The organism is Thalassoglobus polymorphus (assembly GCF_007744255.1).
Taxonomy (GTDB): domain Bacteria; phylum Planctomycetota; class Planctomycetia; order Planctomycetales; family Planctomycetaceae; genus Thalassoglobus; species Thalassoglobus polymorphus.
In genome coordinates, this window is sequence record NZ_CP036267.1 from 730,176 (window position 1) to 743,144 (window position 12,969).

Annotated in this window: 8 protein-coding genes; 2 read left to right on the forward strand and 6 right to left on the reverse strand. The window is 50.7% G+C overall.

The genetic code is table 11. The features are described 5' to 3' along the window. Positions 1 to 8: 8 nt before the first annotated feature. From argF to Mal48_RS02840, 4 genes are all read right to left on the reverse strand, one after another. Positions 9 to 929, reverse strand: a complete 921-nt coding sequence (gene argF / locus Mal48_RS02825) for an ornithine carbamoyltransferase (RefSeq protein ID WP_145195896.1) — start codon at positions 927 to 929, stop codon at positions 9 to 11. A 170-nt stretch (positions 930 to 1,099) separates the two neighbouring features. Beyond that, positions 1,100 to 2,068, reverse strand: a complete 969-nt coding sequence (locus Mal48_RS02830; protein ID WP_145195898.1) for a 3'-5' exoribonuclease YhaM family protein — start codon at positions 2,066 to 2,068, stop codon at positions 1,100 to 1,102. A 393-nt stretch (positions 2,069 to 2,461) separates the two neighbouring features. Continuing rightward, positions 2,462 to 3,445: a pseudouridine synthase gene (locus tag Mal48_RS02835; protein WP_197441991.1), complete on the reverse strand. Its 984-nt coding sequence runs from the start codon at positions 3,443 to 3,445 to the stop codon at positions 2,462 to 2,464. Between the two features lie 121 nt (positions 3,446 to 3,566). Next, entirely contained in the window at positions 3,567 to 6,401 is a 2,835-nt protein-coding gene (locus Mal48_RS02840; protein WP_145195902.1) for an efflux RND transporter permease subunit, read from the reverse strand. A gap of 247 nt (positions 6,402 to 6,648) precedes the next feature. On the opposite strand from Mal48_RS02840, the gene Mal48_RS02845 reads away from it, so the two are divergent. Continuing rightward, on the forward strand, positions 6,649 to 6,909 hold the full coding sequence (locus Mal48_RS02845; protein WP_145195904.1) for a hypothetical protein: 261 nt from the start codon (positions 6,649 to 6,651) through the stop codon (positions 6,907 to 6,909). 339 nt (positions 6,910 to 7,248) lie between these two features. After that, complete coding sequence (locus tag Mal48_RS02850; RefSeq protein ID WP_197441992.1) at positions 7,249 to 8,988, forward strand: DUF885 domain-containing protein; 1,740 nt, start codon at positions 7,249 to 7,251, stop codon at positions 8,986 to 8,988. Between the two features lie 164 nt (positions 8,989 to 9,152). Here Mal48_RS02850 and Mal48_RS02855 read toward each other — a convergent pair whose 3' ends face one another. After that, complete coding sequence (locus tag Mal48_RS02855; RefSeq protein WP_145195906.1) at positions 9,153 to 9,794, reverse strand: peroxiredoxin family protein; 642 nt, start codon at positions 9,792 to 9,794, stop codon at positions 9,153 to 9,155. 399 nt (positions 9,795 to 10,193) lie between these two features. Further along, positions 10,194 to 12,890: a GDSL-type esterase/lipase family protein gene (locus tag Mal48_RS02860; protein WP_145195908.1), complete on the reverse strand. Its 2,697-nt coding sequence runs from the start codon at positions 12,888 to 12,890 to the stop codon at positions 10,194 to 10,196. Between the last annotated feature and the right edge of the window lie 79 nt (positions 12,891 to 12,969).

The window sequence follows — 12,969 nt, forward strand, 5'->3', positions numbered from 1 at the left end:
CAGCGGTTTTATGAGTTCTGCCTGATCAGCCAGAGCATCAATCCTTTGGCTAAATGCATACGGTTTTCGGCTTGATCGAATACGATGCTGCGAGGGTCGTTCATCGCTTCATCGGTCACTTCAAGACCTCGTCGAGCAGGCAAGCAGTGCAGGAAGAAAACATCTTTTCCGGCGGCGTCGAGGAGTTCAGTGTTCACTTGGAATTCTGCGAACTCGGCGGCGCGTTTTTCCTTCTCGTCTTCTTGGCCCATGCTGGCCCAAACATCGGTGTAGATGACATCTGCACCTTGAACAGCTGCGTGCGGGTCGTTGGTCTGGTTTAACTTCAGTGATGAGAATTCGGTAGTTGCCTGCTGCACAAATTCGTCTTGCAACCAATAGCCTTCGGGAGCAGCAATTGTGATATCAGCACCCACATGACCTGCAGCGAGCGCGAGAGATTTCGCGACGTTATTGCCATCTCCAACGTAGACGATCTTTTTGCCCTTGGCAGTTCCAAGGTGTTCATTGATCGTCATCACATCGGTAAGGGCCTGACAGGGGTGGTAATCATCAGAGAGTGCGTTGATGACTGAGCTGCCGCTATGTTCAGCGACGGTTTCGATCAGCTTTTGTGAGAACGTTCGCAAGATAATAATATCTGAGTATCCGCCGAGGACCTTCGAAATATCTTCCAGGGTTTCACGGCCATGCAGTCCCGCATCTTTTGCAGAGAGGAAGATGCTTGTTCCACCGAGCTGGCTGATGCCGGCTTCGAAACTCACGCGTGTCCGGAGCGACGGTTTTTCAAAAACCTGCGTAACGACTCGTCCCGCACAGTATGGATTCCGGGTGCCCGATTTGGTTTCTGCTTTGAGTTTGTTCGCAAGATCCAGAATCTCCTGGACTTCTTGAGAGCTTAAATCAAAAAGTGATGTGAGGTGTCTCATAAGATCGAATTCTCGTCGAAAATATCATTGAAAAAACAAGAGACAGGAACTGCGTGCCCGAGGTTCGTTGTGAAACCAGAAAGCCTCGTAGTGATTCGCCCGGTAAAATTCTGAATCAGTCATCAACCAATCAGGACATGGTCAATGTTCTGCGGGGGATGACATTGACCCTATTCGATATCGCCTTTGTACAACTTGCGTTGCATATTGGGCTGATACGGCGTCCAATTGGAGGAGGCGTTGGGGTCGGATTCAATGAGCGAGTGGAACTCGTTCGTTTTGGCGTCCAGGTTGTCCAGGTGGTGAAGTGCAATCGCTTCCATGGTCATTGGAAGTTTTGGACTTCCATACTCATAGACACCATGGTGGCTGAGCAACATGTGCTTCAAGCGAAGCGTCGTCTCTTCCGGAAACGGGCGACCGGTGGTCTCTTCTGTCGCACGAATCTTATCTGAGAGCATCTCAACACCCATGACGAGATGGCCAATCAACTGGCCTTCATCAGTATATTGGAATGTTGAGTCGTAGCTGAGTTCGCGAATTTTTCCCAAGTCGTGCAAGAAAATTCCGGCGAGCAGAAGATTGATATCGACATTGGGGTACAAGTCAGAAATTCGTGTTGCTGTTTCTGCGAGATTTACGATGTGGTCGAGCAACCCGCCATGGTAAGCGTGGTGCAATCGAACGCCAGCGGGAGCCGATTTGAGCCCTTCGACGATTTCCTGGTCAGCCAGGAATGTTTGCATCAGCGATTGAATATCGGAGTCGGTGATGCCTAGAAGAATTTCGCAAAGCTTTTCGAATTGAGCTTCAACATCCGTGCTGGATTGGGGAATGTAATCCGCAGTGTCGATTTCGTCCCCGGATGCCGAATCAATCCGGGTCAGGATCATTTGCAGGTTCCCCTGGAACTGCTGCACCTTTCCTTTGACACGAACGTAATCGCCAGTGTTGATGTGATTGACAGCTGAAGCGTTCACATTCCAGAGCAGGCCGGAAATCTGACCGGTCCGGTCACGGAGTTGAGAAAGGAAGTAGCTGTCACCGTTACGATTTGCTCGTAATTGACGGTCCGCGAGAAGATACGTCTCTTCGACGTTGTCTCCATCTTCTAATTCATTGACGAACATCCGCGTCATGAGATCACCAAAGGCAGAAGTGGCGTGCACCACAAAAAGTCAAACTGAATCAGGCGGCTTCACATCTTTTGATGTGAATGACACACTGACCAGACTGGCAGAAAATAAAAATGCCGATCATAGGACCGGCGCAGGGAAGCGAAAAATGCTAACTGTCTAGCATGAATTACTCAATACCAAACACCTCGTGTGGAGTGATTTGAGGGAAGAATTCCAAGTTCACCACTCGACCTGTCAGTGCGACAAATCAAGGTCGTTCAACTATGGTCGCTGATTTGAGTGGCAAGTTGTGAGAGATCGGCGGAGAAGGGCAAAAATTGGTTCGATACCGACCTCTTCTTCAGAATCTCTGCATCTCGGAATGCTAGGGCTTCGTGATTTGCTTGCCCACGGTTACCGTTTTCCTCGTCGAGGTTTCTTTTTGGCGTTGCGGGCATTGCGTCCGACCACTTTCTTCTTTGTCGATTTCTTTCCAGCTGATTTGCTTTTCCCCGATGTTGCGGATTTTTTACCGCGGACATTCTTGCTGCTGGGGGCCTTGCTCCCCATTTTCTTGCGGTCAGCGTTTTTCTTGTCGGCATTTCGACTGCCGGCTTTCTTCGGGGAAGTTGATCCGCCAGCTTTATTCCGTTCCAGAATCTCGAAGAGCTTCCCTAATTCTTCACGACGCAGTTCACGGAATTGACCGATCGGAACGCGACCGATTCGAATTGGGCCAAATCCAATCCGCTCGAGTTTCATGACTTTGTGACCGGTTCGTGCCAGGAGACGGCGAATCTCCCGGTTTTGGCCTTCTGTCATCGTGATCTCAACCCAGGTGCTCTGTCCCTGTTTCTTGATCGGACGAATGTCGTGGACCTTGAATTTTCCTTCAGTGAAGTAATGGCCTTCTTTCAGCTGATTGAAAACTTCTCGATCCGGATGTCCAGCGACTTGAGCTTTGTAGAGTCTGTGAATTCGGTGCTTTGGGTGGGCCAGTTTCTGAGAGAGGTCCCCATCATTGGTGACGATCAGCAGGCCGGTGGTCGCCTCATCGAGACGGCCAACGCAAAAGAGTCTTGGCCCCTCAGGAGGGAAGAGGTCGAAAATCGTCCGTCGTCCCTGTGGGTCTTTTGCGGTACAGAGAAATCCCGGAGGTTTGTTGAGCAGGTAATATCGTTTCCGCTCAAACTTCAGGTTTTCGCCATCGAGAGTGACTGTTTGGATTGTCGGTTTGACGTTCGAGCCTAGTTTGTCGACAGTCACGCCATCGATTTCGACACGACCCTGTTCAATTAACTCTTCGCATTCGCGACGCGATCCCAAACCACATTGCGCGAGATAACGCTGCAGTCGCATGCTGGGAACTGGAGGGACTTCTGGATCTGGTTTAGACATCAGACAAGCAAAATGTATCTTGAGGAGAATGGACCTGACAGCGGGAAGAGAACATCTTCGCTGTAAGTCGAATGCCTCATCATACCAGTGTTCACTGTAAAACGTGAGGAACACCGGTGAATCAATTTTCAGGATTTCGGAGTTCTCGTGCTCGTTTGGACTTTCGTCCTTGAGTGGTATGCAATGAAATGTGAGGCGATGGGACGACGGTGGACCCGTTGAGTTCCTCCGATTCATCCACAACTTCAATCTCTCCGTTCAATCGAATACGGCGCTCAATTAACCGGCCCAGCGGTCCGACGAGCATACATGGGAGCAGTACCATGTCCCCAATGAAGGCTGCTCCGATAAGGAGTGCCATCAGCCAGCCAAACCGGCTGATCAGCAACAGATCCGCAGGAAAGAGCACCAGCAGCCCAATTCCGACAGCGGCGCTCGTTTGCCACATCGCTGGTCCGCAATGCATCAGTGCCTGTTTCACTGAGGCCTGACGTGTCATTCCCTTGCGTAGCCCGTTTCGGAACCAGGTGAGCAAGTGAAGTGTTCCATCGACTGCGATTCCCATTGCAACGGAAGCTGTCACCATTGTTCCGATATCGATTTTTTGACCGAACCAGGAGACCAGGCCGAAGATGGAAATGACTGGAAGGACGTTCGGAATCATGCTTCCGATCCCAGCCAGAGGGTCTTTCAAAACCCAGATCATCACAGAGGCAATCAACACAAAAGCAGCCACGGAACTCCACACCAAACTGTCCAGAACTGCCAGTTGTGTTCTCAAAAACAACGGAACGGTCCCTGTCACAGTATGATCGACACCGGCATGGTATCGCGTGATTTTCCCCACGCGATCGCTTAATTGTTGAGTCAGTGTGGTATAGTCCGCATCACTGAGGACTGCTGCTTGAGCGTTGATTCTCCAGAGCTCGTCGCCATTCACTTCTGGCAATCTGTTCATCACGATGAACGCACTGCTCTCAGCTGCGTGCTCTTCTTTGATGCGTTTCTCTGTTTCGTTTGAACGCCGATTGTAGAAAATCTTTTCTCGCATCGTTGCGTTTTCGCCGGGGCTTGTTCGCTGAGGTAAAAACGACGACATCGAAATCGCTCCACTCACTTCGGGGTGGTTGCGAATCTCTTCTTCCACTTCTCGAACAAGCTCAACACGCTCCAGGAAGCGAAGGTCAGACTGACTCTGCTTGTCGAATCTGACGAGGATCTCGACGGGACTGATTCCGGCGAGGTTGTCTTCAATTGTTTGGTAATCTTGCACGACCGGGGATGAATCCGGGAAGTACCGAATGACTTTCGTCTCAACGTCAAAGTGGCGTAAGCCGACAGAACAGGCGATTGCCAAAACAATTGTTGAGGCTCCAATCGAGAGCCAGTGTCGGCAGATGAGGTCGCTATAGAAAGACCATCGTTTCGATTTCACTTCTTCCGGAGCAATACGACGAAGTGGGACCATTTGCAGTAAAGCAGGGAGCCCATAAAGCACCATCGCGACCGAGATCATGCAACCTAATGCAGCGTAAATTCCAAATTCACGAACGGGAGCAAGGTCGCTGTTGATTAGCGAAATCAGTCCCAGCGATGTCGTGAAGGCTGCCATCAGGCATGGCTGCCTCGCCATTTTGGTGGCATCCGCGACGGCAGTTTTGGGGCTTTCCCAAACTGCGTGCTTCCAATAATTGGCGATGTGAATGGCTCCTGACAACGCCAGCACCATTAACAGCGTCGGCAACACCACGAGGACCATGTTCATACTTCCGCCAGAAAGTGGGATCAAAGAGACCCCAAGAAACGCGGAGTAGTAAGAGACGAAGATGACAAGCCCGCCAAGTCGGAGGCACTTTAAGGAGAAGATCGCAAACAGGATGCCGACCAAGCCGGAAAAACCAATTACGGATTTCCCGAGAATGCTGGTCGCATTCGGATTCCAGGCGGCACGAATCACGCCGTTATTCAACTCCGCTGCAGCGACCACGCGGCCTCCCACAATGAGTCCGTCATCTGGGATAAACGAGGCGATCGCTGCTTCGCGAATCGCTGCGATCGCTTTCGATTTTTCAGCGCCTCCTGCTTCGGATAACGTTACGACAACGGCGATTGGTGTCCCCGTTTTCTCGTAGCAGCTATCGACGAGTTGGCGCCCATTGGGCTCGTCAGATGTCGCAAAAGATGCGACATGATTGATGGAATCAATAACGGCCTGTTTGAGTTTTTGATTACTGCCGATCCCGGTCCAGCTGACTTGGAAATCATGCTGACCGAACTCTGAAGGTGCCAGCTCGGTCTCGGTTTCGAGAGCAGGCTGATAACGTGAATACAGTTCTTGAAAAGCGTCTTCGTCGAGTTCTTCGGGCATCCAGGGTGAAACAGCCTCGTGAATGCTGAGTTCAAGTCCAAATTGCGAGTGGATTCGCTCTTGGATCAGCTTGATTGTCTTTTCTTTCTGGTCTCGCCCAGCTTCAGTGAGTCGGACTTTGAGATGTCCGGTCCCGATGAAGGTTCCGCTGATCCGACGTCTCGCCTCATCTTCTTCAACTCCGAACTCAACAAGTTTCGATAGAAGATCGCCTGCGTGCATGACCGAATCGACATACGGCAAGCCGCCTCGACGTGCTCCATCCTCATCAACTTGACCGCTCAGCATTCCAGCCAGGACTGGCAGCCGCATATCGTCAGCTGCACTTCCTTCCCATGTCAGGATGACCTTCTCGTCCTCTGGGAAGTGAGCCCGACACCACAAATACTCTTGCGCACTGGGGTCGTTTTCAGGGAGCCAGTTCTCGACATTATTATCAAGACGGACATGTCGCAGCGAAGATCCTGCGAGGGGAGCGACGAAGAGAATGGCCACTAAAACCCATATGGCGACACCTTGTCCCCAGGGATCTTGCTTCTGAAAGAAACTTCTTTTTTCTTGTGTCGATGCATCTGGGACGCGACTCACTACTGTCCTCCGACCTTAAGAAGGTGTTATCAAGTGAGCCACGGGCATCGACTGCATCTCATGCAGGCTTCAGCTTGGAACACATGAATAGCAACGATACGTCCCGACACAATGACGCGATTACAGTGACGCGAATCACGTGTCTCACAAATTGAACTCTCAAATCTCCTGTGTGGACACAGGAGATTCAGACTCCAGAAACTTAGATCGTCTTCTGAGCGGCTGAAACTTCGAGAACCTCCGACACATGGCGACTTCATTGTCCGAAATCCGGAGTTTTGAGGAACAGGCGATTACGGCAATTTGCGTTGACTTTAATGCGTCGGTAATCAGCGCGCCTGTCAACCTCGAAATGTCGAGTGGCTCACCAATTTTGGATGAAGATTTTCCCCAGGCCGTTTTTTTTCGAATGACTCCGGAATCGTTGTCGCTTCTTGAAAAACGACAACTCGTTATCGAACTGGTTCCAGTATTGGGAGAACAATTCTCAAACTGCTTCAACTTCTGAGGAGACTGATTTGTTCTGTATATTCGTGTTGGTGATCGGATTCTGTTTCGTTTGCGGATCGGAAGCTGAGACCTCATTTCAAGCGAATTCACATTGAAGATGCTATAAAAACTGACTGGGAAACCTCTCTGAGCTCTCTGAATCGCTGGAGTTTTGAAACCTGATTTCAGTTTGTTATTGTCAGTCAGTTCCGTTTGAGGTTCAGATCATCGGAATTTCGACGCACCCTGTTTACTTACTCGCTCTGGTAAAATCTGGGTGTGGACTTGAAATCCCAGTGAGTCAACACGATCTCAAAGGTATTGTTAGCGGTTCTAAGCCATCCCCATCGGAGAGAAAATGAATAGCACATTGCTCTTGGTGACCATGTGTCTCACGTCCCAAACGGCCCCGACGACTCAGGCTGATCTGCTGCATGAGATCATTCAGGAAGAATGGGAACGGACAATGCGCGAGAATCCGACCTGGGCCTCCAGCCTCGGAGATCGTCGATATAACACCAAATGGGCAGACTTGAGCCCGGAAGCGATTGAGCGATCGCACGAGAAAGATGTGCAGGTGTTGAAGAAACTGGATGCGATTCAGGTCGATCAACTGCCTCCCGAAGAGAAGATCAATTACCAGTTATTTCGGCGAAAATACGACCTCGCAGTGAAGGCTCATCAGTATCGATGGTATCTGGTTCCGCTCAACCAACGTGGTGGAATTCAAGATGAAGGGGCACTTGCCGAAAGTTTGCGATTCGAAACGGTTCAAGACTTTGACGATTGGCTGGCCCGCATGAGAGCGTTTCCCGCCTATATGGACCAGACAATCGCTCTAATGAGAGAGGGAGCGATGTCCGGGGTAATTCACTCACGTGTTGTGATGGAGCGGGTGAGGAGCCAGATCGACAAGCAACTCGTTGCGGAACCTCGGGCACAGCAGTTTTTCAAACCGTTCACCCGGATCCCCGATTCGGTGAGTCTCGTCCAGAAGAGGCGTCTACGTAATGAGGCAGCGATCTCTGTTCAAAAAGAGATTCTGCCCAGTTACTTGAAGTTCAAAAAGTTCTTTGAAGAGGAATACCTTCCCGCATGTTATGAAAAGGTTGGGGTCTGGCAAATTCCCAACGGTGGTGAGTTGTACGAGCTGAGATGCCGCGAGTTCACGACAACGAATTTGACACCGACGCAAATTCATTCTATTGGCTTAGCGGAAGTCGAACGGATTCGTGGTGAGATGGATGCGGTGATCGAAGAGTTGAAATTCACCGGATCGTTTGAAGAATTTTTGGAGTTTCTACGCACCAATCCAGCCTTTTATTACGAGAATGGTGACGACTTGCTGCGGGCGTATATGTCGGTTTGTAAGCAAATCGATCCACAACTGGTCAAGCTCTTCAAAAAGCTCCCGAGAGTCCCTTACGGAGTCGAACCGATTCCAACGCAGATCGCTCCTGATACAACAACCGCCTACTATCGTTCTCCATCTCCCGATGGATCGAGAGCCGGGATATACTTTGTGAACCTGTATCGCCCTGAGGTACGACCTCGCTATGAGATTGAAGCACTTTCGCTTCATGAATCAGTCCCAGGGCATCACTTGCAAATTGCACTCGCTCAGGAGCTCGACAATCTGCCTCGCTTTAGACGCTACAGTGGAGATACCGTTTACATCGAAGGCTGGGCGCTGTACGCGGAAAGCTTGGGGGATGAATTAGGAATGTATCGAGATCCTTACTCCCGATTCGGCCAGTTGACCTACGAAATGTGGCGCGCGGTCCGACTGGTCGTCGACACAGGGATTCATCATCAGCGTTGGGACCGTCAGCGAGCAATTGACTACTTCGCTGCAAATACCGCGAAGTCGATCCACGATATCGAGAATGAAATTGATCGATACATCTCCTGGCCCGGGCAGGCGTTGGCCTACAAGATCGGCGAACTGAAATTTCAAGAGCTTCGCAAGAAAAGTGAACAGCAACTGGGAGAGAAGTTTGACATTCGGGATTTTCACGATGTCGTCTTGCGAAACGGAGCTGTGACGCTGGAGATTCTGGAAGATCAGGTCAACGACTGGATTAAATCGCAAAAGTAGAACCAGTCAGGAAACTGGTGGAATGGTCAACTTCATCAGTGTCTGAGAGAGCGAATCCTGCTTCAGGATCAGTGGATCAGTTCTCACGAAGAGCCCACGAATCACCTTTGTGCCACGCGGCTGATGTGTGCGGCTCAGTCAACTTCGTGGCGACACCAGCGTGACTACTTGAGGCCGGGCCACTTTCCCTCAGCCAAAGTCTTCAAGGCAGCCTCTTCATCTTTGACTGCAATTGGAGTCCCCTGTGTAACAACCGGAAGGGTTCCGTCCCGTTCGATGAGGAAGAGTCCCGTTGTCGGCGTTCCAGATTGAAGGTCAAGGAGTCCGTACTTCCGGTGTGCCGGAGAGGGAGCCGGATCGTTCATGTCGATATCTGTCAGGACTGGAAATGGAAGATCAAATCCTAAACGTTTCTCTGCCTCTTCATTTGCGTAAGGAGTCGCTGTCCCGACAGCGATGATCTCAAATCCGGCCCGGTTAATCGCTTCGAAATTCTCGATCAGCGCCTTTGTACGAGGATCTTGATCGACGCCTAGTTCAGCATCAAAGAAGACCAGCACAACGTGATGTCGCCCGAGCATTCGTTCCAGCTTGACGATATTTCGATTGTGGTCTGCGAGTGTAAAACGGGGAGCAAGTGCTCGAATCGCGACGACTTTCCGGGTTGGATCATGCTCCCACTGCTGAAGCTGATTCTGCCGCCAAAGTGTGACTGCAAAAATCCCCACTCCAGCTAACAGAAGCAAAATTTCTCGTTTTCCCATTCCACCGACTTTCAACCATTTTCCGCCGTTTGGTTCAAGCACCACGAAGAACCCCAACGACACAAATCATAGAGCAGCTTGCTCGACCGTGTGTCCGTGAAGAACGCGTTTCTCTAGAACCAGTCCGAAAACCTCTGAAATGGCCGCTTTCCTCAACGTTTGACAGAGCAATTTCAAGTTTCAGGATCGGTTCTAATAAGATTGCTGTTCGCCACAATGCAGCGCCCGAACACCATTTCGAAAGATACTCTAAGAATAGCGTACCGAACTTTGAGTTCCATCAGTGGGGGCCGGATTCTTGACTTTGGATTTCCTTCCCCACCTTCGGGGTGCCGACAGATCATCCCCGCGCAATCCGAGAACTCTTTCGTGCTCAGTGCGATCGAAGTAGTTCAGGTCGTTCAAACCGAACTCATTCAAGGTTGTTTTGTCCCAGAGAATTTACTCACTTTCGAGAATCATTTGAACGACTTTTTTGTCCGTGAGTGGTTCGCTGCTGAGAATGAGGTTCTCTTTGAAGTGGCTGAGGGTTTTGTTGAAGTCGTCTTTCTTCGAAGCTCCGAAGATGGCAAGTGGAGATGGTTCGATCAGTCGTGCGAGTCCGGGAAGCCCGCCGAATTTGAGAGCACCGGGAAGAAGATTAGGGTCGTCAATGGTTGTGACGTTTGCGAATGAGAAGCCATTGAGGTCGACGATAGTCTGGTCGATTTTGTCCCCCGGAATCGCTGTTCGCGCCAATAGCTGCCATACTCCGGCATCTCCGGTTGCAACCAGGAATCGTTTCTTGTCCTGTTGAGAACTGTTTTGAATCACGGTCAGAATATCGCGGACTCGCTCAGTCAACAGTGGAGTGTTGTAGCAATAAGTGTATCCGGGATACTTTTCATCGATGGGGTAGTCCAGAGCAGATTGTGTCCGACCTTTGGAGTCTCCAGTCATAAATAAATCTGCAGAGACGACAATGTAGCCAGCTTGGATGAGTTGCAGGACTTCGTCTTTGATTGCTCCATCGTCTTTGAACAGGTGCGAATTTCCTGCTGAATCGAACCAGAAGACGAAACCAGCAGGTTCTTTGGTTTCACTGGAGAGTGAGACAGTCTTGATATGTGCACCATCCGAGTTGGTAACGATTCCGTCAGCTCTTGTGATGTCGCTGGTTGCTTCTGAATCCTGTCGCACAGTCGTGTATTCGGTTTCAATGTCAGAAACTTCCGGCTTGAGCATCACCTCGGCAGCTCCGCCAACGATGTTGCGGTAGTCTGCTATGTCGCCTTTCAGCCAGCTTTCAAACTCTTCTTGATCTTCTTTGGTCATCAGATCTCTAAGAGGTGCAGCGGCGAGTGCATCGTCTGGAAGAGGATTTTTATCGTTGAAAACCGTTAGCTGTTCTCTGGTCAGCGGCCAGAAATCGGATTGTTGAATCGGGCCGTCGATTCGGAGATCGAGGTGCTCATTGAACCAGTTGTACATTAGCTCTCGGGCGACCTGATTGTAGTTGTGTTTGAATTGTGGGAAGGCTTTGGCTTCGATGTTGTCTGCCTTTCCAAACAGGGAATAAACCTGCTTCAACTCCGGAAGTCCTTTGGTTTCAATCTCAATCGTCCAGTCGTCAGCTCCGCTCATCGACTGTGGTTTTGGAGCGAACAGGGCAGCGAAGGCGATATTGTTGACCCCTTGACGCAGGTAGCTGGCGTTTTCGCAAACACAGCCACCTTGCATTCCGGTCGAGACCATGACGGCCGGGAAGGTGACATCAACACGATCGTCGATGGCGGCCAGAATCATCGTTTGTGTTCCGCCTCCGCTTGCTCCGGTGACCGCAAGTCGATCGGTATCGACTTCTGGAAGAGACTCTAAAAAATCGAGAGATCGAATCGAGTTCCAGGTTTGCAGGCCCATGAGATTGTGCAGACGCAAAGCGGCATCGGCGTCGTTAAATCCGGTGCGATGGTCGAGTGGTTGGCTGTCGGCGTAACCGATCATGTCATAATGGAAGACGACAGTTCCCATTCGGGCCAGTTGCACCATACGTGCTTGCAGTGGTGAGTGGGCTCCCGATGCAAATTCTTCCGCTCCTTGATCCAATTGTGATTGTGAGCCACCTTCAGCATCGTAAAATCGACCATCTTTCCAGTGGCCATGTGGGCACAGGATACCCGGGATTTTTCCTTCGATATTCTTCGGGCGATACAAATTTCCGGTGACATAATGCCCGGGTCGGCTACGGAAGTAGACGTTTTGGACGGTGTGATCTCCGCGATCGATTTTCTTGGAGATGACCGGTTCGAGAGGAGTTTTTTCCGGCAGAGGCCACAGGCCGTTTGAGACCAGCACCTGTCGTCGAATTCTCTCAGCTTCCTTTTCCCAGGCAGCGAGAGTGGTAGGTGGTGACCAGGGATGATACGCATCGCGGAGGTTTCGCAAAGGTTTGAAGCGGGCATCTTTGATAGCGGGGATTGCATCGAGATGCGGCTTGAGCAAGTCCGACCAGAGTTTGTAACCAGCATCGTTGAGGTGCAGGCCATCTTTTGCAAAGAACTCTTTCTTGGGCATTTCGTCTTCGCCGATCATCGGTGTGTCGATGTCCAGAAAAGTCAGCTGCTCGTCGCTCTCTGCCATCTTGATGATGAGCGAGTTTGCTTCACGGACCTTCTCGATGAGATTCCAGCGTTTGATGCTTGGCTTGATGGCAACGAAAATGATCTGCGTGTCCGGAAAATCTTTGTGGACTTTGGTCACGAACTCTTTGAAATCTGCCTGAACTTGAGCGGGAGTTTTTTCTCGTGAAAGATCGTTGTCACCTGCGTACATGACAATTGCCCGTGGCGCGTACGGCTTCACAATCCGGTCGTAGAAGTGCAGGGAATCCGCAACTTCCGAGCCTCCAAATCCTCGGTTGATCGCGTCAAGTCCCGGAAACCATTTCTCAAGATCCCAAAGGCGGATACTGCTGCTGCCGATGAAGAGAACCTGTCCCGGTTCTTTCGGGTGCTTTTTGTCGTCCGCTTCAAATGCCTTGATGTTCGATTCCCAGCGGGCAAATGGATCTGCTGTCTTCTTTTGATCTTGAGCAGGGGCCTTGGCCGCAATCGAGAAGATGAACCCAACAGCCGTCAGCATATACAGAAATCGAATCATTCTCAGAGTCCTCTGTTTGTTCGTTGGTTAGCACCCGGGAGTTGTGCCAGCTTGGGGCGAAGCGTTGAGTCGCTCGTCC